At 46.4% G+C, this 22329-nt stretch carries 22 protein-coding genes; 8 read left to right on the top strand and 14 right to left on the bottom strand.

The genetic code is table 11. The annotated features are described in order from the left end of the window. Positions 1-117: 117 nt before the first annotated feature. Complete coding sequence (locus AB6E51_RS15010; protein ID WP_017066129.1) at positions 118-591, bottom strand: hypothetical protein; 474 nt, start codon at positions 589-591, stop codon at positions 118-120. Between the two features lie 353 nt (positions 592-944). Further along, complete coding sequence (gene bioH / locus AB6E51_RS15005; RefSeq protein WP_017063077.1) at positions 945-1721, bottom strand: pimeloyl-ACP methyl ester esterase BioH; 777 nt, start codon at positions 1719-1721, stop codon at positions 945-947. Positions 1722-1814: 93 nt separating this feature from the next. Between bioH and AB6E51_RS15000 the strand changes: the two genes are divergently transcribed. The 4 genes from AB6E51_RS15000 to cysQ all read left to right on the top strand — a co-directional run bounded on the left by AB6E51_RS15000 (position 1815) and on the right by cysQ (position 4927). Then, on the top strand, positions 1815-2528 hold the full coding sequence (locus tag AB6E51_RS15000; RefSeq protein ID WP_170962812.1) for a ComF family protein: 714 nt from the start codon (positions 1815-1817) through the stop codon (positions 2526-2528). A gap of 109 nt (positions 2529-2637) precedes the next feature. Beyond that, on the top strand, positions 2638-3222 hold the full coding sequence (nfuA, locus tag AB6E51_RS14995) for a Fe-S biogenesis protein NfuA (protein WP_004741449.1): 585 nt from the start codon (positions 2638-2640) through the stop codon (positions 3220-3222). A gap of 289 nt (positions 3223-3511) precedes the next feature. Beyond that, complete coding sequence (gene nudE, locus AB6E51_RS14990; RefSeq protein ID WP_017062476.1) at positions 3512-4063, top strand: ADP compounds hydrolase NudE; 552 nt, start codon at positions 3512-3514, stop codon at positions 4061-4063. 36 nt (positions 4064-4099) lie between these two features. Further along, positions 4100-4927 (top strand): 3'(2'),5'-bisphosphate nucleotidase CysQ, encoded by an 828-nt coding sequence (cysQ, locus tag AB6E51_RS14985; protein ID WP_017062477.1) that lies wholly within the window; start codon positions 4100-4102, stop codon positions 4925-4927. A 119-nt stretch (positions 4928-5046) separates the two neighbouring features. On the opposite strand, the gene AB6E51_RS14980 is transcribed toward cysQ, so the two are convergent. The 12 genes from AB6E51_RS14980 to gspC form a co-directional block, all read right to left on the bottom strand. Further along, positions 5047-5826, bottom strand: coding sequence for a type II secretion system protein N (locus tag AB6E51_RS14980; RefSeq protein WP_372058093.1), 780 nt, complete (start codon positions 5824-5826; stop codon positions 5047-5049). A gap of 1 nt (position 5827) precedes the next feature. Next, positions 5828-6316 carry a type II secretion system protein M gene (locus AB6E51_RS14975; RefSeq protein ID WP_102332602.1) on the bottom strand — a complete coding sequence of 163 codons (489 nt, stop codon included), beginning with the start codon at positions 6314-6316 and terminating at the stop codon, positions 5828-5830. A gap of 20 nt (positions 6317-6336) precedes the next feature. Further along, a complete protein-coding gene (gene gspL / locus AB6E51_RS14970; RefSeq protein WP_102332601.1) occupies positions 6337-7566 on the bottom strand; it encodes a type II secretion system protein GspL in 1230 nt (409 codons plus the stop codon). After that, complete coding sequence (gene gspK, locus AB6E51_RS14965; RefSeq protein ID WP_017062481.1) at positions 7535-8584, bottom strand: type II secretion system minor pseudopilin GspK; 1050 nt, start codon at positions 8582-8584, stop codon at positions 7535-7537. The genes gspL and gspK overlap by 32 nt, the downstream gene beginning before the upstream one ends. Continuing rightward, positions 8568-9335, bottom strand: a complete 768-nt coding sequence (gspJ, locus tag AB6E51_RS14960) for a type II secretion system minor pseudopilin GspJ (protein WP_017063073.1) — start codon at positions 9333-9335, stop codon at positions 8568-8570. The genes gspK and gspJ overlap by 17 nt, the downstream gene beginning before the upstream one ends. Continuing rightward, positions 9322-9717: a type II secretion system minor pseudopilin GspI gene (gene gspI / locus AB6E51_RS14955; protein WP_048612449.1), complete on the bottom strand. Its 396-nt coding sequence runs from the start codon at positions 9715-9717 to the stop codon at positions 9322-9324. Before gspI ends, gspJ begins: the two co-directional genes overlap by 14 nt. Then, positions 9704-10297 (bottom strand): type II secretion system minor pseudopilin GspH, encoded by a 594-nt coding sequence (gene gspH, locus AB6E51_RS14950; protein WP_017062484.1) that lies wholly within the window; start codon positions 10295-10297, stop codon positions 9704-9706. The genes gspI and gspH overlap by 14 nt, the downstream gene beginning before the upstream one ends. A gap of 78 nt (positions 10298-10375) precedes the next feature. Beyond that, positions 10376-10819 (bottom strand): type II secretion system major pseudopilin GspG, encoded by a 444-nt coding sequence (gene gspG / locus AB6E51_RS14945; protein WP_004741459.1) that lies wholly within the window; start codon positions 10817-10819, stop codon positions 10376-10378. An 88-nt stretch (positions 10820-10907) separates the two neighbouring features. Then, positions 10908-12128 carry a type II secretion system inner membrane protein GspF gene (gene gspF, locus AB6E51_RS14940; protein ID WP_102320993.1) on the bottom strand — a complete coding sequence of 407 codons (1221 nt, stop codon included), beginning with the start codon at positions 12126-12128 and terminating at the stop codon, positions 10908-10910. A gap of 1 nt (position 12129) precedes the next feature. Further along, complete coding sequence (gene gspE / locus AB6E51_RS14935) at positions 12130-13632, bottom strand: type II secretion system ATPase GspE (protein WP_065585034.1); 1503 nt, start codon at positions 13630-13632, stop codon at positions 12130-12132. After that, complete coding sequence (gene gspD, locus AB6E51_RS14930) at positions 13632-15656, bottom strand: type II secretion system secretin GspD (protein ID WP_017063069.1); 2025 nt, start codon at positions 15654-15656, stop codon at positions 13632-13634. The genes gspE and gspD overlap by 1 nt, the downstream gene beginning before the upstream one ends. Before the next feature lie 41 nt (positions 15657-15697). After that, entirely contained in the window at positions 15698-16579 is an 882-nt protein-coding gene (gene gspC / locus AB6E51_RS14925; protein ID WP_136979216.1) for a type II secretion system protein GspC, read from the bottom strand. Positions 16580-16909: 330 nt separating this feature from the next. Between gspC and hslR the strand changes: the two genes are divergently transcribed. From hslR to AB6E51_RS14905, 4 genes are all read left to right on the top strand, one after another. Next, positions 16910-17296 carry a ribosome-associated heat shock protein Hsp15 gene (gene hslR, locus AB6E51_RS14920; protein ID WP_017067336.1) on the top strand — a complete coding sequence of 129 codons (387 nt, stop codon included), beginning with the start codon at positions 16910-16912 and terminating at the stop codon, positions 17294-17296. 18 nt (positions 17297-17314) lie between these two features. Beyond that, positions 17315-18208, top strand: a complete 894-nt coding sequence (gene hslO, locus AB6E51_RS14915) for an Hsp33 family molecular chaperone HslO (protein WP_017063067.1) — start codon at positions 17315-17317, stop codon at positions 18206-18208. A 337-nt stretch (positions 18209-18545) separates the two neighbouring features. Continuing rightward, complete coding sequence (pckA, locus tag AB6E51_RS14910) at positions 18546-20171, top strand: phosphoenolpyruvate carboxykinase (ATP) (RefSeq protein WP_017062492.1); 1626 nt, start codon at positions 18546-18548, stop codon at positions 20169-20171. Positions 20172-20325: 154 nt separating this feature from the next. Then, a complete protein-coding gene (locus AB6E51_RS14905; protein WP_372139985.1) occupies positions 20326-22293 on the top strand; it encodes an AsmA family protein in 1968 nt (655 codons plus the stop codon). Positions 22294-22329 lie beyond the last annotated feature (36 nt).

Genomic DNA, 22329 nt, shown 5'->3' with positions numbered 1-22329 from the left:
TCATCTAAAAAGCTGATGTGCTTAAAACAGAAAACCTGCATCCCTTAGGGTATGCAGGTTTTTTTATTATGTGTTCAAAAAAGACATCGAAGCTTGGTTGACTCGTAAACTTTTGATTTATAAGACCACCAACATCTCTGATGGAGCATGAGGCGCAACAGCATGACCATAATGATACTTTATGACCTTACGTCGTTTCTCCATCTGTCCTTCCTGAATCGCCGCATCTAAAACATGCTTTGGCAGGCGGAAACGCATGGTATAGCCTTTGCCTTGATCAGCACTGTATGTTTTCAGTGCCAATAAGCTGAACAGCCGATCAAAAGGGTCTTGTGGCTCTTCTTGGCTAACCGAATTGGCCTCTGACTCGTTCTCCATTTCATAACCTGGATGGTCTGAAGGATCCCAAGCCGACTGCTGCCTTCGTTTATCGTCTGATTTTACCTTACGCTCTGCATTGGTTCTCGCCAATGCTACTGCGGGAGCAATAGGTTCTCGGACTCTATTATCACGCGCAACTTGCTCTGTTTGCACATTAACGGACGGGGCGATTAGTGGCACACTCACTGCAGTTGCAGGTGACACAATCATCGCGAACTCTCCTCAAGAATCGCCCATCAATATTGCCATAGCACTGTTATACCGAGAACGCACAACAGGCATAGCCCAACTTACCGCAATCAGCTCTGGAGAGAGTTAGGTCTGAGTATCATGCAACACGTTGGTGTTATACCAATCGTAGTAAATAACTGATCATCCTAGCTTGTTAAAATGCTCGATAACGGCGTTAAATTTTTTGATTGTAGAATAACTACTTATCGAAACTACTTGTCAAAAAAAAGCTGCCTTGTTCTCAAGCCTTTTACCTACGCTATTTTTGAACACTTACTTACTGTGATTGGTATTAGCTTATATATCGACCAAGCCGGATATATATTTAGCAATTATTTTTGTGCGAAGCTGACAAGCTCACTGCAAAAGGCATCCGCTTCGGTCATAAACGGTGCATGCGAAGACTGGGTAAATATGTATTGCTCGGTATGAGGCAAGGCTGTGCCTAAGTCTTTCGCAACCTTGATTGGCACCAATCCATCTAATCGACCATACAAGCGTAGCATTGGTACTGAAATCTCAGGCAGTTGTTCACGCAGATCGACATCCGACAGCATCTTTAATCCTGCCAATAATGAGTCAGGGTTCGGCAACGGGCGAGACAGCACCGCTTGCTTGAGTTGTTTTACATCTTGCCTTGCTGAAGGGCTGCCCATGGCTTGCAATGCCATAAAGCGTTCGATGGTGGTTTGGAAATCTTCAACCAGTTGCTCGGTAAATGCGCTTAATACGTTGGGCTGAATGCCTCGCCATAACACGGGCTCTTTTGCAGCGGCGAATTTGGGAGAACTGGCGACAGTCACCAGCTTGCTCACGTAATCTGAGTGATGGAGAGCCATGTGCGTTGCGACCAAGCCTCCAAGTGACCAACCCACCCAAATCGCTTGCTTTGGTGCTTCGGCCAAAAGCTGCTGAGCAATCTCTTCAAGATCTTGAGCGTGGCAGTGCGCGCTGTGTCCATACCCTGGTAAATCGACAACATGCACTCGAAAATCAGCTTGTAATGCATTAACGGTTTGTTGCCATACCGCACCGTTCATTCCCCAGCCGTGAACCAGTACTAAATCAGGCCCTTGCCCAGAAACATGCCAATATAACGCGTCACTCATTCTCAATATTCCCTACTTTTTCCATCAGCGATAATCCGCGCTTTTCAGTATGGTGAGCAAAAGGAACACCATAACCCAAAGGCATCACGAGCTATGTTATCCGATTGGCTACAAAAACACACACCACGTCTGGTCACACCTCAATGCCACCTGTGCAAACTTGATAAACTGCCCAGTGATACACATCCTCGATGGTGCAATTCTTGTCTCAAACTCTTTCAGCCAGTACCACGCTGCCAACGATGTGGTTTAAAAACACTGCTCACAGTAGAGCAGTGCGGACAGTGCTTATCTCAACCTCCACCTTGGCATCGCCTCTACTGTGTCGGCGATTACACCTTCCCTACAGCAGGTTACATTCAGCAAATGAAGTACGCTGATAAGTTTTGGTTTGCACGTGATCTATCTAAGCTATTGGCATCACGTATCGAATATCCTGCTCCGCTGATCACCAGCGTGCCGCTGCATTGGCGTCGATATACTCATCGCGGCTTTAATCAAAGTAAGCTGCTAGCCGACTACACGGCTCAAGAGCTTGGCGTTGAAAGTGATGTGCTCTTTCGTCGAATTCGCTCAACGGCTTCCCAGCAGGGGCTGACTAAATCCGCACGATTACACAATCTAAAGAGCGCTTTTGCGCTGCGAAAACAAGACGTTCAAGGAACTATCCCCTCTCACGTCGCGATAATTGATGATGTTGTAACCACCGGCAGTACTGTGTATCAATTATGCCAATTACTACTTGAAGTGGACGTTAAAAGGATTGATATTTACTGCATCTGCCGCACTCCTGAGCCCTCTGGATAAAAGCTGTGAATCACTACTTGTACAGCAATCCAACAAAAAAGGGCTGAATTACAAATCTGACAGGAGTAGAATGGCGCTAATAACCTACAAATCTACTCAGGTATTCGTCGTGTCAAATATTACTATTACAGAAACAGCTCAAACTCATTTTGCCAATCTGCTGTCACAGCAGCCTGAAGGTACAAACATTCGTGTGTTCGTGGTAAACCCGGGTACACAAAACGCAGAGTGTGGTGTTTCTTACTGCCCAACAGATGCTATCGAAGCGTCTGACACAGAGCTTAAATTCGAAGCTTTCTCTGCATACGTAGATGAGCTAAGCCTACCGTTCCTAGATGAAGCTGAAATTGACTTCGTTACTGACAAAATGGGCTCTCAGCTAACGCTTAAAGCACCAAACGCTAAGATGCGTAAAGTCGCAGACGATGCACCACTTCTAGAACGTGTTGAATACGCAATTCAAACACAAGTTAACCCGCAACTTGCTGGTCACGGCGGTCACGTTAGCTTGGTAGAAATCACTGAAGACGGCGCAGCTATTGTAGCATTCGGTGGTGGTTGTAACGGTTGTTCTATGGTTGATGTAACGCTAAAAGAAGGCATCGAGAAAGAACTTCTTCAACAGTTTGAAGGTGAACTGACTGCTGTTCGTGATGCAACTGAGCACGATCGTGGTGAGCACTCTTACTACTAATCACTGATTTAGTGTTAGTTGTTATTTGAAAGGTTGATGCGCAAGCATCAACCTTTTTTGTTATGTGGATAAGCAAGTTAGGACTATCGCGTTCTCTCTATACTCTTTTGCTATACAACCATATTTTCACCTCGTTACCATCTTGAGTAAGGTATTCAAGTGATCGTAATCGATTCCTGCTTCAATAATTTTCGGATATGAAAACTCGGATCTAGGAACTCAAGGTCATTTCCCCTATATTAGAATGACTTTATAAGAAAGAATTCCAATGAGCTAAGGAGCGAGCGCAATGACGAAAAGGACCAAGCCAGAGATTTTGGCTAAACAAACTGTCGCTCAATCAAGACTATTCTCTATCGAGTCTCTCGACTTACGCTTTTCAAACGGCGAAGAGCGCACTTACGAACGCATGAAGCCCAGCGGGCGCAACGCAGTGATGATGGTTCCTATTACTGAGCAAGGCGATATTCTATTAGTACGTGAATATGCAGCGGGAACTGAACGCTACGAACTTGGCTTTCCAAAAGGGCTGATTGATCCAGGTGAGCAGCCAAACGAAGCCGCCGTTCGCGAACTCAAAGAAGAGATAGGCTTCGGTGCCAACAAGCTTACTCCGCTGAAGGAAGTGATCCTTGCACCCTCTTACTTCTCTAGCAAAATGACGCTGTTTATTGCAGAAGACCTCTACCCAGAAAAGCTAGAAGGTGATGAGCCAGAGCCTCTCGATATTGTGCGCTGGCCACTTGCTCAAGCCGAAGAACTGTTAACACATCTCGATTTCTGTGAGGCTCGGAGTATTACAGCCCTGCTTTTAAGCCTTCGTGTATTAAACAATAACTAGAACATTCAGGCTCGCTCTAAGAGTAAGAGAACATTTATGCCAATAACAAAAGATTTGTCTCACCTCCTACCCTCTGTCATTGAGATTGCTCGCTCTGCTGGTCAACTCATCTTAGAGATCTACGAGAAAAAGGATTACGAAGAGTTCATTAAGAGTGATGACACTCCAGTAACCAGTGCCGATCTTGCAGCACATAAGCTGATATTAAAAAAACTCAGTGAATTGACGCCTGATATTCCCGTATTATCCGAAGAAGACGCCGACATCAGCCTAGAGCAACGCTCTCAATGGGATCGCTACTGGTTAGTTGACCCACTGGACGGCACCCAGGAGTTCATCGCACGAAGTGGTGATTTCGCGACAATTATCGCCCTAATCGAGCATAACAAGCCAGTGATGGGCGTGGTATACGCACCCGTTTCAGGTGTGAGCTATTACGCTTACAGTGGCAAAGGCGCTTGGAAGATCCCAGACCTTAATGACAGCGTGAAAATCAAAACGCATCGTCACGAGCTGCCAAACCAGTCAATCGCCATGGCGATCAGCCGTCGCCAGGACATCAATCGCATCACTAGCCGTATGAGCTCAGCATGGAATTATGATTTGGTTCCTCTAGGCTCAGCAGCGCTTAAGGCCTGTTTAGTCGCAGAAGGCGCTGTGGATTGTTATCTGCGCCTTGGACCAACCGGAGAGTGGGATACCGCCGCAACGCAGTGCATTGTTGAAGAAGCTGGCGGACGTATCTTAAGTACTCAACTAGAACCGCTTTCGTACAATGAAAGAGAAACGCTAGAAAACCCGAACTTCATTGTACTCGGTGATGCAGATTTACCGTGGGTAGAAATTTTGCAAGGCAAAGACTAGGCGAGTTTGCTCCCTTTAACTGTCAGATATCCTCTAGATTCTCAGAACAAACAAAACGGGCACCTCAGTGAGGTGCCCGTTTTTTATATCTCGTAATTTAGTGACCCTTAGCCGTTTAGCTAAAAACGACCTTGATAAGTAAACTGGTACTTACCTTGGCTATCAGGATTACCCAACCATTTAAGCTGATTTTGCATCGTTGGCGGGAATTCAACACCCGGTTTAAACCACGCTGCAGATGTGTAGCGCTGGTTAGATGTTAGACTCGCTGAGAACTCACTGTCTACTTGAGTGCTCTTCTGAACGCCTTTGGCTGCAATTGTACTGTCTTCACAGGTTATGTCCGCAATCACAGGACCAAGGTCTAATGAACCAACAGGTGAATCGACTGCAGCACCAGACCAAGCCACAGTACCTTCACCAGACTGACACCAAGGTTGAGCATGAACCGCATGCTTGATCATCAGCTCAACCTTTCCACCAATTGAAACCGGGACTGGAATGGCTGGAGCATATTTCATCACGTTAGCAGCGGGCATTGATGCGACTAAGTTTTCCGCATACGCACCACTCATGCTGTACCCAACACGCCCTTTTCCTGACAAGTTCATGTCGCTATTACGACCAAAACGAACCGCTAATTCAGCTTTGGCTTGGAAGAGTTTAGAGAACTGAAAGTCCCACTGTACTGAACCGTAATTAACACGCTGCCAGGCGATATTATTGGCGCTGCCCTGCCAAACCGTTCCTTCAACACCTTCAATATTCAAGCCACGCACAGCCGGTGCATGTTTGAGTACAAAAGAGGCCGGTAGATGCAGCAACAGACTAACCGAGAAAAAGACAATAAAGATGCCGCCAAAAAGTAAACCTAACTTCAAAGATAAACCGCGTTTCACATTAACCTCGTTTAAACTGTAGTCGGTTGACCTCAATAACCCCTGGGTTATCGGAGCGATCAATGTCCATAAACTCAACCTCCACACCCTGTTTTTCTTTCAGGTATGTTAGCCAGTCAACGAACTTATTAAAAGGCACAGGTTTTACCCACACTTGCAACATTTCGCCACGTGGTTGCACGCGTATTAGCTCGATATTAAAGCGACGCATAGAAGCTGGCACAGATTGATTCAGAGGTTGACTGGCACTAATGCCGCCACTGCCTCGTAGTTCAACCACTTCATTGGCTTTATTGGTTACCCAAGCCAGTAGTTGCTTCTCGCTTTGAATGCGGGTCTGCGCAAGTTCAGCTCGCTGACTGAGTGGCTGGATTAGCCCCCAATAAACGACACCGACCACCAATAGAATTGAGCAACCAATCACTAGTCGTTGCTCTCTTTGACTTATTGAAGTCCACCACGCTTGGAGTGGCTCAATCATATTTCTCATCACTGATCTCCTTACGCAGGTTATTGATGGGGTTTAAGAGTAAAGCTGCCAAATACGGCATCACCATTACGATTCAATGGCCCTTGCTCAACGGTAAACTTCTCTTCAAGTTTCACTCGCGCAGTCTCGAAATATTGGAAGTCAGTACTTTTCGCTTCCAATCTCACCTCTGAGCGGTTGCCGTCGTAGCGAATACTATTCACTTCGATGGCTTTCACTTGTCCTAAAGTTTCTGGCAGTAACGCTAGCCATCCAAGTAAGGAATCACCATCACCCGAGCCACCATACTTCTTAGCTTCATCGTTCATCTGGCGCTTAAGGTAGCTGACCGTCGGAATACGCTGTTTACCAGGCAGCACCGCTCTAAAGATACGTTCACTCTCCGTTCGGTACGCTTCGGCTTGTGCTTCGTACTGCTGAACCTTTAAGGCTTGCTGAGTGACGATCACCGCCACCAGCAAACAAGCTGCGATCGCTACTTTTTGCCATACACGCCAGTACTTACTGAATGAAGATTTGGTTTTAAAGGTGCCAGTCAGTAAGTTTACGCCACTTGTAATGGCTTGTTGGCTCAGTAAAGACATCACCAGTTCAGCAGGTTTAGCTTGCCACTCAATGCCACTTTGCAGTTGAACGTCATCACTTGGCAGTGCGGTGTAGCTAAAAATCGTTGGTGATTGCTCTTCGTCATCTAAGGCAACCCAATCGCTTTGTAAGAACATCGCTAGCCACGCCTCATTGATCGACACTGCTTGATAGTTGCTTTGACGCAATAACCAATGTTGGTCGATCTGCAGCGCACTGATGCCTTGATCTTCTAAAGGCAACGCTAAGGTATCAGGCAATACTTTACGAAAGATAATGTTCGCTTCGCGGAAAGTATCCAGCGCCTGCTTAAGCCAATCACGTTCCACACCACACACTGTCGCGTGCGTTGCGTCTTTCTCTAAAATAGTCAGGTGTAAGTCTTCGATATCTTGTGCGACTTCGTCTTCTAATAAAAACGGCAGCATAGAATCGAACTGGCGAGCAGCACCTTTCGGGATCTCAACACGCTTAATTAAGCATTCACTTCCCGGCAATAAAGCGATACAGCTGCGCTTTTCAGCGTAAGGCGTTAACTCGTCAAGCTGATCCCAGCTAGACAGTTCACCGCTTGCTATCACTTCTTGTTGGCTTGTCGACCAAACTAACCACTGCACAGGGCTTTGTGGTTCGCTACTCAGTCGAACGGTCAGAAACTCGCTCACTGATTCCTCCAAAACGACGGCGTACTACCGTCACTGTTTCTCGATTACTACTATAGAAAAGCGTCCGTATACGTACACGTGACTGCTCAACTAATACCTCTGCATCTAGCTCAAAATAGGCGCTATCTACAGTTAAATATGCTTTCGCTTTTTTGCTGACTTCGGCACTCACACCCACAATAGCAGGCTCAGCCATAAACGCATCCACCGTATCCCAACCATCGAATGGGCGTTTGTCTATCAGCTGTTTGGCATCCGATTCACTTAAGCCGGGGGCAAACATCGCTTCCAATAACGGCGCCTGCTTTTCCGTAAGAGTATTCACATTCAAACGGAAATCGTCGCTCGGCAGAGCACAAACAAAGGGGCGAACCTTATTCATCACCTCACCAGTGACTTGATAAACCGAGCGTAGCTCGGACTCATCGGCCATTAAGCCATTCGCTGCCAAATAAGATGGCTTCATCGCCTCATAAGTACTGTCTTCTACACCAGCTGAAGAGGTGGTTCGGGTATCACTATCAACAAATTCCCAGCTTGAATGTGCAATAACCTCGGCCTGATAAGGCTCAACATCTTGGTTTTCCAACAAGGTTTGCCAAACCGTAATTAAATAAGGTGTTTGGTTACTTGAAGTCGTCGCCACACCAGCCAACGCATTGAGATTAAAACATGCCTGAGCATCAACAATACGGCCTTTAACTTGACCATAATCCAACGGGTATACCTGTTCTTCTAACGCCCATGGTTGACTCAAGTTGACGGTATCACTGTCTTTGTAGCTTTGCCTAATGCCGTCTTGCACCAGCGCTTCGACACCAATGCTGTACCAGTAAGCCTGTTGGTAATTCAGTTGATTGCCCACGCGCTTAAATTGAGTAAACAGGCGTTCCGACATACTGCCTGCGATGGTTGCCATTATCGCCAGTAGCATCAGGATAATGATCAGCGCAACACCTCGCTGCTTGCGCCCCATGGCAGACCTTGTCAGTGCAAACTTATTAGTTCGATGAGTCATTATTCCCCTCATTACTACTTGAAGAGTCACTGTTTGAAGAATCATCGGCCTGATCTAGCGTGCCACCAGGGGTGAGATAAATACGCTCTATCTCACCATAATCTTTCAAGGTTAGCTTTAACCTTACCGCTTTCGGTAGCGATTTGTCGGCTTGCCACTCTTTCCCCCAGCGGCTTCCGTCATAAAACTCGAATTCCAAGCTTTCAACATCATCAAGCAAAGGCGTAATCACACCTTCTTGTCCTGCAGGAGTATCGGGGTAGCGCCACCACACACGCTCAAGCGTTTCTTCTTTAATGCGGTAACCCACTTTGGTGACTTCTCCGCGAGGAAACTGCTGCTGTGGGTTATGCCAGCCAAGGCGAGTAAACATGATGCCAACGCTGTCGGAATCCAGTAAATACTCTTTAATTAAGATCAGCTTAGATGATGCTTCTTCACCGTTGGTACGAAATTGTCGCACCGCCATCTGGCGAAAATCATTATCTAAAATGACTAAGCTACGTTGCAGTTGATTTAAACGAGCACTGCGCTCGATTGAAAGCTCGTTGCTGCGCTGAACCTGATTTACTACCTGATAAGCCGCCATGCTTAACGTGGCAAAGATAGCGATCGAGACCAAAACCTCAATTAAGGTAAAGCCTCTCCCTTTCGAAGATAGTCCTTGTTTACGAGGCACACGCTTATTGGCGGACATGCTCTTACTTAGCGACTTGCTCTGAGCTAACGACACGCTTTTACTTGACCACATAGCTGCGCACCGTGACCACTGGAGAAGCTTGTTTACTGGTTGCCACACTCACATCAAACGCCTTTAATAAATCATCGCTAGTATCGATTGGCGTGACCTTCCAAAACCACTCTCTCTCGGCCAACTCTTGTGTGCCCTGCGCTTTTTTTAGCTTCTCAGGATGCAGCATCACCAAAGCCATTTGATTATCAACGACCATAGCCGCGAAGGTTTTTTCTTCGAGATAACTGAGGGTATTGATGTGCTGAGTAACAGCACGAATCACACTGATCGCCGCAGTCGCAAAGATAGCGAGCGCAACCAATACCTCAAGCAGCGTCATTCCTCGAGAACCAAGGGTCATACCACGAGAACGATAAGGAGAACGGTTATTCCTCTTCATCTTCTTCTCCCGGTTCTAGCAGTCGAATCACACCATTGTCCAATACTCGAATACGCCAACCATCTTGTATGGTGTCTCCGGTATTTGGATAAAACGACAATACAAATGGCGTCATTTCAGCACTCGACAAGATGTAGATCTGTGGTGGTTTCGGCTTCTTTTCCTCTTCAAGATCAGCAAACATATCTTCATCAAACAAGCTTCCTGGGTTGAACAACCGATCATCGTCTTCCCATGCGCCACCACCTAAGGTCAGTGACAATGCGAGTTCTTCCGGTAGTTCAGTTAAAGAGGGGATTTTTTCAAAATCGACTTCTTGCCAGCCTTCAGACTTAAGCGCCATCAGTACATAGGTCGATTTCTTTTCATCAACTCGAACGCCAAAATCTAAGCCGCTCAAAATAGCCTCTTCATTGAGTAATTGAACTCGCTGATAAAAGCTTTGAGCGTATTTTTTAGCAACATCTTTGCTATTGGTAGGAATGGTCGCGATCACCGCAACCGCCGTTACTGACAGTAGTACCAACACCAAGAGAATCTCAATCAAGGTGAAACCTGGCTGTGTTTGCTTAGTTTTCACCTTTAGACTCCATCTGTTTACGTCCTACCATCAATAACGTATCAAGCATCAATAACGAATCAAACAATAAGCTGAAGCTTATTGGAAATCCTGCATGTTCCAGTTGCCGATATCCGCCGCAATACCTTCACCACCTTCTTGGCCATCAGCACCAAGAGTGAAAATATCAATAGTGCCGTTATCACCAGGGCTTAGGTATTGGTACTCGTTACCCCATGGGTCGTTTGGCAGACGCTTGATGTAGCCACCGTCGCGGTAGTTACGAGGCTCTGGGCTGCTTGGCTTAGAAACCAATGCATCAAGACCTTGATCCGTTGTTGGGTAAACGCTGTTATCCAGTTTGTACATATCTAGCGCGTTCTCTAACGCCACGATATCAGTGATGGCTTTTTGTTGGTCTGCCTTCTCTTTATTACCCAATAGGTTAGGTACAACAAAGCTCGCCAATACGCCAAGGATAACCACAACAACCATCACCTCGAGTAGAGTAAAGCCTGATTGTTTCTTCATTTTATTTTTCATTATTTTCTCCAAATTACAGACAGCGAGTTGAAGGTAATAATGTCCTTCTTCTCGTTAATCCAAAAACTAACGTCTTATAAGCGGTAGGTTAGCCGCTCATCAAATTATTCATTTCAAGCATCGGCATCAGAGTCGCCATCACAATGAACAGTACTAAGCCTGCCATCAAAGCGATAAGTGCTGGCGTAAAGATACCTAATGCGATATTCACGGTAGATTCAAAGCTTTGGTCTTGGTTGTCCGCCGCTCTTGTCAGCATCTGTTCCAACTGACCACTCTGCTCACCACTGGCGATCATATGCAGCATCATTGGAGGGAAGAGTTTGGTTTGATCGAGCGCTTTACGCAGGCTTGCCCCTTCTCTAACACTGTCTGACGCCTGCAGTACTTGTTGCTTCACATGGTGATTCGACATTACATCAACCGCAACCTTCATCCCCTCAAGGATAGGAATCGCACTCGAGGTACAGATAGAGAGTGTTCGTGCAAAACGAGAGGTATTAATTCCTTTCGCGATCTTGCCGATCAGTGGAATGCTTAATAGCTTGCGATCCCAACTCATGCGAACACCCGGCTTTTTCAGAGCGGTCTTAATCAACACAATCACACCGATGATCAACAACAGTAATTGGATGCCCCAATTCTGGATAAATTCACTCGATGCCAATAAAAATTGTGTCGATTGAGGAAGTTCTTGGCCCATTTGGATAATCGGTTCAACGATCTTAGGTACCACGGTTGCCAGCAGGAACGAAACAATCGTCACCGCAAACACCACCAGCACCACAGGGTAGATCATCGCTTGCAGCAACTTAGAGCGCATCTTCTGACGGTTTTCTGCGTAATCAGCCAGTCGCTCCAATACCGCATCTAAGTGACCCGATTTCTCACCAGCCGCGACCATGGCTCTAAACAGTTCATCAAAGATATGTGGGTAATCAGCCAAGCTATCGGCTAGCGAATAACCTTCCGTTACCTTCGAACGAACCGCCAGTAACATGGTTCGAATGCGTGGCTTTTCAGATTGCTCCGCCACGGCTTTCAAGCACTCTTCTAGCGGCATGCCTGATTGCACCAAGGTGGAAATTTGGCGAGTAATCAAAGCAAGGTCTGGCGTGCTGATACCACGCTTAAAGCTGGTCGAAGGCTGTGCACCTTTCGTCGTTTTAGCTTTAGCTTCGGTCATCTCAACCGGCATCAAGCCTTGTTCTTTTAAGCGCTGGCGAGCCTGACGAGCGTTATCCGCTTCAATCGAGCCCTTTTTGCTCTTACCCTTGGCATCCAGTGCTTTGTATTCAAATGCCGCCATACTAGACTTCCTTGGTCACGCGCATCACTTCTTCTAGGGACGTTACCCCTTTCAGAACTTTGCTCAAGCCATCATCTCGAATACTTGGTGTTGTGCCACGAATTGCTTTCTCAATTGCCTGTTCGCCAGCTTCACTGTGAATCAGCTCTTGTACCGAATCGTCAATCATCAATAGCTCATGAATACCAGTACGGCCTCGATAGCCTTTGTGACTGCAGCTTTCACACCCTTTGGCATGGTAAAGCGTTAGGCTGTCTTTCTTCTTCAACCCAAACAGTTTTTTCTGTTCTTTATCCGCTTCGTAAGGTTCTTTACAGTCGTTACACAGGGTGCGAACCAAGCGCTGAGCCAAAACACCCAGCAGCGAAGAAGAGATCAAGAAGGGTTCGATGCCCATATCACGCAGACGCGTAATTGCACCGATTGCCGTATTGGTGTGAAGGGTCGACATCACTAAGTGACCGGTCAAAGAGGCTTGAACAGCGATCTCTGCGGTTTCCAAATCACGGATCTCACCAATCATGACCACATCAGGATCTTGACGAAGAATGGCACGTAAACCACGCGCAAAGGTCATATCAACCTTAGGGTTCACTTGTGTTTGACCAATGCCATCAATATCAAATTCAATTGGGTCTTCAACGGTAAGGATGTTGCGTTCGTTGCTGTTAAGCTCTTGCAGGCCAGCGTACAAGGTCGTTGATTTACCTGAGCCTGTCGGGCCAGTCACCAAGATAATGCCATGTGGGCGCTGAATCAGCTTACGGAAGTTTTCATGGTTTTCTGCTGTCATACCTAAACTGTGCAAGTCTAGACGAGTGGCGTTTTTGTCCAACAGACGCATTACCACACGCTCACCGTGCGAAGAAGGCATGGTTGAAACACGAACATCAACCGCTCGGCCACCAATACGCAAAGAAATACGACCATCTTGTGGCACGCGTTTTTCCGCAATATCCAATTTAGCCATAACCTTTACACGTGACACGAGCAGCGGAGCCAGTTTACGGCTTGGCGCTAGAACATCACGCAGCACACCATCAACTCGGAAACGGATACAAAGTGACTTTTCAAAGGTTTCGATGTGTATATCCGAAGCACCCTCTTTGATCGCCTCACCCAGCATCGCATTGATTAACTTGATGATTGGTGCATCATCTTCTGATTCAAGTAAGTCTTCGTCTTGAGGCAGTTCTTCCGCTAGTGAGAAGAAATCATCACTATCAGCACCAATGTCTTCCATGAGCTGACGAGCTTCCGACGAGTCACGCTGATAAGCATCGGTCAGTTTTTTATCAAACTCATCGAGAGTAATCGCTTGTGGCGTGAAACCATTTTTCACAACACGACTCACTTCAATGATCGCCGCCGATTTCAGTGGCTCAACATAATAAAGTATCGGTGCGCGCTCTGGATGTTGATACTCCAACACCATCTTATAGCGATTCGCAAAGCTAAACGGCAAGCGCTGATAAGTACGTGCCGCCCCTACCAATTCAGCCATTATTCTGTTTCCATCTGATCAATGAAGGCTTGAAGTTCAGCCGGGTAATTCATGCTTTCGCCAAATTTAGGCAATACTGGAATATTATCGTCATCCATCAGCTTCAGGCCCTGCTCTGACTTATACAACTGCTCAGCACGAATAAAGTTGTATTTACGCTGAGTAATACCATCGGCCGTCATACCATCACGAATAATGGTCGGCTTGATGAATACCATTAGGTTCTTTTTCTCAACCTGAGTACTGGTTGATTTGAACAGGTGTCCTAGAACAGGGATATCGCCCAAGAACGGCACCTTAGATTCACTTTCCAGCGCTCGCTCGTCAATCAAGCCACCCAGCACCAGCATTTGACCGTCTTGAACAATCACTGACGTATTTAGCTGACGCTTAGCAAAACGAACATCTACTGCCCCGTTTGCGCCTAATACGTTCGATACTTCTTGTTCTATTTGCAGCTGAACTGAGTCACCTTCATTGATTTGTGGCACGACTTTTAGCTTGATACCCACTTCTTTACGTTCAACCGTTTGGAATGGGTTATCGTTACTTGAGCCTGCGGTCGAGCCAGTTAAAACAGGCACCTCTTCGCCCACAATGAACGACGCTTCGCCGTTATCCATCACGGTGATACTTGGAGAAGATAGGATATTTGAATTTGAATCGGTCGCTACTGCACTGATCAAGGCAGTCCAGTCACCCATCACTACGCTCATTGCCGCGCCATTAACGCCAGAAAGAGCAGAAGCTAACGTTGAGTAGTCACCGGATTCTGTGGTCGTTTCATTACGCAAAAAGGCGCCATTATCATCATAGACTGCGGTGGTCGTTTCAGTGTCTTTCGCTTCTTCTAAACCAACCATTACGCCACCGATTGACGCACCTGTGTTGCCATACTGAATCACAGCACCAGTATCAAGGTTACCCCATTGCACACCAAGGTTAATGCCATCACCCTCTGCCATCTCGACAATTAGGGCTTCAATCAATACTTGAGCACGACGAATATCCAACTGTGCGATCACATCTTGAAGCGCATTCATGATGTCCGGTTGTGCGGTAATCACCAACGAGTTGGTATCACTGTGAGCGGAGATCATCACTTGGTTACGTTGCGATGAGCTGCCTTTGGTTGAAGATTGCTTTTCTGATTGCAGGTTGTCCGACACGCCTTTCAGCACATCGACTAAATCTTCTGCTTTGGCGTATTTAAGGTAAATTACTTGGTTGTTGCCCTTGGTTGCCATTTCCACATCAAGCTGTTCAATCAACCTTCTTAAACGGCTACGTACCTTAGGGTCACCTGAGATAAGAATCGCATTGGTACGTTCATCGGCAACTAATTTAGGTTGTAGAAATGCAGGTGTGTTTTTCGCATCAGTGGTTTTGCTTAACGCATCAACGATACGTACCATTTCTGCCGCAGAAGCATTCTTTAGCTCAACGACTTCAATCTCTTTATCACCCGCTTGGTCAACACGCTTGATGATTTCAGCTAAACGGTTTACTACCGCCGCTCGGCCTGTAATAAGGATGATGTTGGCTGGGTCGTAGTGCACAACGTTACCCGCGCCTGCATTGTCGTTTAGTTGACGAAGCAGAGGAGAAAGTTCACGTACCGAGACATTACGAACCGTCACAACACGTGTCACCACATTGTCGCCTTTGATCGTGTCACTGTCTCCAACGACTGGAATTGCCGATGTTTTCGAATCTTTGGCCTTGATGATCTTAAGAACACCTGAGTCCATTTCGACAACCGCGTAGCCATACACTTCCAATACGTTTAGGAAGAAGCTGTAATATTGCTCTTCATTGAGTACGTCGTAGCTGCGTACATCGATTTTTCCGCGCACCGAAGGGTCAACGATGATCGTCTTCTCTAGGTTACGACCAACAATATTAATAAACTCTTGAATATCAGTGCCTTTAAAGCTGGCACTAAAATCACTCGCGATGGCTGCGGGTGTGCAGATTAAGCTTCCTGCCAATAACCATGCACTTTTCTTAAACCAATGCTTCACGTACTTCTCCTACACTTTCGTCCTTCGTTAGACGCAAAGTTTTAAAATTCAATAAACACTTCATGTTGTTGACCATCTCTCTCGACGACGAGGTTTAGCTCTGTCAGCTCTGAGATAGAACGGAATATGTTGCCCATCGCTGCGGGGTCTGTCAGGTCTTGCCCATTTAACTGAGTAGCAATATCTCCGTTTTGGAGCCCAACAGAGTTAAAAAGTTCTGAATCTTTGCCAGGGCTCACACGATAACCAATCACTTTATCGTCACGCTTCACCTGAGACAGTCGAACATATTGGAAGATTTGTTGTGGATCTTGCATTATCTTCGCTTTAATTTCGTCTAGCTTCTCTTCTTCGGAAGCGGGGTTATTGCCACGAACAGAAGAAGTGGTACGAGGTGGCGCAGGTGCTGATACCGCTAAACGCTTGTACTCAATACCTTCAAGCATCAAGGTTTCGTCTCGTCCTGAGTTATCAATGATAACGCGGTCGATTAATACCGCTTTTAACTTGGCTCGAGTGCCTTCAATCTCTTCATTAATTCCGTAGGTCGCTTGCGTGCCGCGATTGGCGATCACCGCTAAGCTCAGTTTTGGATTCGAGCTCGCGACTGCACCCACTAAAACGAGGTTTAATCGCGTCTTAGGCGCATCTTGGATAACTTGCTGTTCAACCACAGCGGGCGTGCTTGGGTTGTAAGCACCAAACATGTTGCTCTGCTGCAAAGAAGAGATATCAAGGGTCGATTGAGGTGCTGAAGACGATGAAGCCGTTGCTGTCCAAGGCGCGATAGTTTGCTCAGCAGGTTCGATAAACCATGCAAGCTGCCCTAAGATCCATGCGGAAGCTGCAATCAATACACAACAGGTCGCTAAGCTTAGTTTCTGCTGAAGTACAAATCCATTCTCTAATAAGCGGCTCAACATAGGAGAATTCCCTACGCGATTTTTGAGCTCTAAAAAGTTCACTTTCCTAGTCCCTTTTCATGACGACAAACGCTGCAAATCATTAAACTTTCAGCTTTTTTATTCATTCGTTCGATACCAAGCTTATTTAAGCAATAAGATCCTGAACTATATCATAGCAAATCGATAAATCGGCATAACATGGCTATTTTGTATTATGACTTGAAAAAAATGCCAACCGCCTCCACTTTAAGCTTCTACTTAATGTGATAAGCATCATCAAAAACATGTTGCGCACTGTTCGTTACAGTTAAACCGCATTCATTTCTAACTGAAAAGGCACTGTCCTATATGAAAACGACTAATGAAGCTGTCAGACTCGATAAATGGTTGTGGGCAGCTCGTTTTTACAAAACCCGGTCTATTGCTCGCAACATGGTCGATGGTGGCAAAGTCCACTATAATGGTCAGCGCAGCAAGCCAAGTAAAATTGTCGAACTTGGGGCTGTGATTACACTGCGCCAAGGTAATGAAGAAAAGACGGTAACGATCGAGAAAATCTCAGCCCATCGTGGTGGAGCCCCGATCGCTCAAACCCTCTATGAAGAAACCACCGAAAGCTTGGCAAAAAGAGAAGAGTTTGCACAACAGCGCAAGCTAAATGCTCATAGCCCAGCACCAGAACGTCGCCCAGATAAAAAGCAACGTCGTGACATCATCAAGTTCAAGACTCAATAAGCTAGAAGGAATAGCCAAATGGCAGACCCAATGTCTACAAGTAATGTTTTAAATCGCTACCTATTTGAAGACCTATCAGTACGTGGTGAATTGGTACAGATGGACGAAGCGTACCAACAGATTATTTCTAGCAAGGAATACCCAGCTCCAGTACAAAAGCTGTTGGGTGAGCTACTGGTTTCAACGACGCTACTAACGGCGACCCTAAAGTTTGAAGGTTCTATCACGATGCAGCTGCAAGGTGACGGCCCAGTATCTCTAGCAGTTATCAATGGCGATCACGATCAGAAGATCCGTGGTGTTGCTCGCTTTGAAGGCGATATCGCAGACGACGCAGGTCTACACGCCCTAATGGGTAAAGGTCATCTAGTGATCACTATCGATCCTAAGAAAGGTGAGCGTTACCAAGGTATCGTTGGTCTTGAAGGTGACACGCTTGCACAAGTGCTTGAAGGCTACTTCGCTAACTCTGAACAGCTTAAGACTCGTCTATGGCTGCGCACTGGCGAGCATGAAGGCAAAGCACACGCTGCAGGTATGTTGCTACAAGTAATGCCTGACGGCACCGGTACTCCAGACGACTTCGAGCACCTAGAGCAACTAACAGACACCGTGAAAAACGAAGAGCTATTCACTCTAGAAGCGAACGAACTGCTTTACCGTTTGTACAACCAAGAGAAAGTACAGCTATTCACACCACAACCGGTTGAGTTCTTCTGTGGCTGTTCACGCGATCGAAGTGCAGCAGCAATCATTACTGTTGCTCAAGAAGAGATCTACGACATCCTAAGCACCGAAGGAAGCGTTGGTCTACACTGCGATTACTGTGGCACAAACTACTCGTTCGACAAGAATGATGTTGATGCACTGTACGCAGAAGCAGCAGATAAAGGCAGCAATACGGTTCATTAATTTACGGCGTACCAAAAACACGTAATTTACCCCAAAAAGGTCAGCCCTCAGCTGGCCTTTTTTGTGATCAAAATAGCGCAAACTCCGTAACATCTCGTAATAAAATCACCGCTTAATTTTAATCAATTAATAATGTTCTCGCCCCTAGCGCAAAGGTTTGCGTACAGGATAGACTAGTTGGGCCAATATGTGACGAGACGCTTAAAACCCCATGGCTAATATGGATATTTTTTGAGCTATATCCCTGTTTCCCCCGAGTCTCGTTGCTAGCATGGTGAGCAGATAACAATAAAAAATTAATACAAAATCCCTACAAAATATCCTACAAGGAGCACCTATGACCGTTATGGAACATACAAAGGCTGCACAAATTGATCTAACTAAGCACGGACTGACTGGCGTTACTGAAGTTCTTCGTAATCCTAGCTACGAGCAGTTATTCGTTGAAGAAACACTGCCAGGTTTGGAAGGCTACGAAAAAGGCGTAGTAACGGAACTAGGCTCTGTTGCGGTAGACACTGGTATCTTTACTGGCCGCTCACCAAAAGATAAGTACATTGTTAAAGATGACACGACCCGCGATACCATGTGGTGGTCAGATCAAGGCAAAAATGACAACAAACCGATTACAACTGAAGTATGGAATGAGCTGAAAGAGCTTGTGACAACTCAGCTATCTGGCAAGCGCCTGTTTGTCATCGACGGTTATTGTGGTGCTAACCCTGATACGCGCTTAAGCGTGCGTATTATCACTGAAGTAGCGTGGCAAGCGCACTTCGTTAAGAACATGTTCATTCGTCCAACTGACGAAGAGCTAGCAACGTTCGAACCTGATTTCGTGGTAATGAACGGTGCTAAAACAACTAACCCTAACTGGGAAAAGCAGGGTCTAAACTCTGAAAACTTCGTTGCTTTCAACCTAACAGAGCGCGTTCAAATCATCGGTGGTACTTGGTACGGCGGTGAGATGAAGAAAGGCATGTTCGCAATGATGAACTACCTGCTTCCTCTGCAAGGCATTGCTTCAATGCACTGTAGTGCAAACGTCGGCGAGAAAGGCGATGTAGCCATCTTCTTCGGTCTATCTGGTACAGGTAAAACTACGCTTTCAACCGATCCTAAGCGTGAGCTAATCGGTGATGATGAGCACGGTTGGGATGACGATGGTATCTTCAACTTCGAAGGTGGTTGTTACGCGAAGACGATTCGTCTATCTAAAGAAGCAGAACCTGAAATCTACAATGCAATCCGTCGTGATGCACTACTAGAAAACGTAACAGTTCGTGGTGATGGTTCTATCGATTTTGATGACGGTTCAAAAACTGAGAACACTCGTGTTTCTTACCCGATTCACCACATCGATAACATCGTTAAACCAGTATCAAAAGCCGGTCACGCTCAAAAGGTTATCTTCCTGACTGCTGATGCATTCGGTGTACTGCCACCCGTTTCTAAACTGACTCCAGAGCAAACGAAGTACCACTTCCTATCTGGCTTCACTGCAAAACTAGCGGGCACTGAGCGTGGTATTACTGAGCCAACGCCAACGTTCTCTGCTGCATTTGGTGCGGCATTCTTAACTCTCCACCCAACTCAGTACGCTGAAGTGCTTGTGAAGCGTATGGAAGCAGCTGGCGCTGAAGCTTACCTAGTGAACACAGGTTGGAACGGTACTGGTAAACGTATCTCTATCCAAGATACGCGAGGCATCATCGACGCTATCCTAGATGGCTCAATCGACAACGCTGAAACTAAGGTTATCCCTATGTTTAACCTAGAAGTGCCACTAGCGCTGCACGATGTTGACCCAGCGATCCTTGACCCACGCGATACGTACACTGACCCTCTACAATGGGAAAGCAAAGCGAAAGATCTAGCCGAGCGCTTCATCAACAACTTTGATAAGTACACAGACAACGCTGAAGGTAAGTCACTGGTTGCAGCTGGTCCTCAACTGGACTAATCCAACCATCTGCTCGGGCTTAGCCAAAAGCAAACGCCCAATTTAAAATGATATTTTTGTAGCAAGCCCCTCTTTTGAGGGGCTTTTTTGTTGATGCTTGACCCTTTTTGTTCCACTCTGTTTTAAGACTATTGAAATTTAAGGCTTTCAGGGAATGAAAAAGGTATTCATGGTGTTCGGCATTGTGTTGGCTATCGCCGTTGCAACTATCGCAGCGCTGCTATTAAGCCTGCAGACCCAATACCGTGCGGATGTTGCCAACTTTTTTATCAAACATACGATTGAACAACCTGTATTCATTGAAGATGTTGAGTATCAGGCGCCTTATCACATCACCTTAATGGGCATTACCCAAAGCCAACCAGAAAAGCAAACACCTCTGTATATCGACAAGATCGATCTTTGGTTCAGCCCCAGCTCGATGACAGAGGCCAAACTGGTCTTTGAATCTGTTTTGATCAGCGGCCTACAATTAGAGGCAGACGATCTAAAAACACTGACATCTTTATTTACCCAGCCACACATCAAGCTCCACCAGCTGGCCATCAACAATCTCGACTTTTCGACGCCAGAGTTTAATGCGCGAGGCATCGACCTACAGATCTCCGCCCCAACGTGGAACAACGATAACTCGCTGCTACCTTATGGAAAAACCCAACTCTCTGCCTCACAACTGTATTGGCAAGGTGAGGCATTCGATAATCTGTTGATTGACCTAGACTTAAAACCTAGCGACAGCACCCTTTATGGTGCTTCGTTTGACTGGCGTGGCGCCAAGATTTCTGGGCAAGCTGAACAATATCAACAAGATTGGTCGTTGGTGAATGTGACCGTCGATGGCTTACGACTCAATCAGAAACAGACCCAAAACCTACTAAGCAAAGAGTGGGATGTTGCAGGCATTAAGATTAATCACATCAATAGCTTAGATATTCTGCGTAGCGACGTAGAGTGGCAAGATGGCCACCTCGCTGCCTTTGATGCCTCATTAGAAAATATCCAACTGCCTTTTGAAATCTGGAAACAACAGAAAGCCATTTTTTCTCTACAGGCAGAAGGAGTGACCATTGATGATGACATGTTCATCGAGCCAAGCCTCAAGCTCAACCTAGAAGCAAACCGGATTCTGATTGAGGATTTCTATACTCAATTCCTGCAGGGCACTGTTCAGCTCAATGGCGAAGTAGCCCCTAGCAGCATTCAATTGGCGCAGCTCGACCTGCAAGGCATCAAGTGGATTACCGAAAACCAAGATAGCCCTCTACCGGCCGCTCGCCTATTGCCTTGGCTCACACAGCTCCAGAACGTCGAGATTAACCGACTTAATATAGAACGCAGCCAACTTATCCAACTAGCACAAACGCCTTACTGGCAGGTCTCTGGATTACATGTCGAGGGGCATCAAGTTCAACTGCTGCAAGATAGAAAACTGGGCTTGTGGCAAGGGAAGCTGATGGCGAGCGCCAATGATGCCAGCTACCAAAATATTCTCAGCGCACAGCCTGTGGTTGAGATGAATAGCGAACAAGGAAAATGGACGCTGACTCGTCTGTTTGCACCACTCAGGAATGGCTACATTGAAGCCAATGCAACGCTCGATTTTAACCAAATCAGCAAGCCATGGAGCTTAGATATTTCTGCCGATGGGTTACCCATTGCGCCTATGCTGCAGCGACTTGAATTACCACTCGATGCAACCGGCTATGGCGAGTTTGAATTTCAAGCCGCAGGTTTATATGGCGACTCACTGATGCTCGGTTACTCAACCACAGGGCAACTCACTGGCAGCGTTCGCCAGGGTGTGATGACCTTTAATGACAAGCTTTCTGAAACATCGACTGATAACGTGTTTGAAATTCCAGAGCTTAATGCGCATTTTGACCGTGGGCGCTTCACTCTCGAACCGATGCACATTATTGGTGCGTCAGCAGCAGAGCAAGGCGAACAAAGGGTTCAAACGCTCAATGGCGAGGCTTCTGGAGAACTCGACTTGCTTAAAGCCGAGCAACACACCCTCTCGATTACCCTATCGGACCCATGTCATCAAATCTCAGGAAAGCTCACCCAAGCTGAGTATTCGGAGATTAACGACTGCCAACAAAGAAGGTTCATCGCGGATTAGCGGGAACTAAAAACAAAAACGGTAGTAAGTGATATG

The organism is Vibrio sp. 10N.247.311.47, from assembly GCF_041467535.1.
Taxonomy (GTDB): Bacteria; Pseudomonadota; Gammaproteobacteria; order Enterobacterales; family Vibrionaceae; genus Vibrio; species Vibrio crassostreae_C.
The sequence above is the reverse complement of the archived record's forward strand: the minus strand, read 5'-3'. Positions and strand labels throughout refer to the sequence as shown.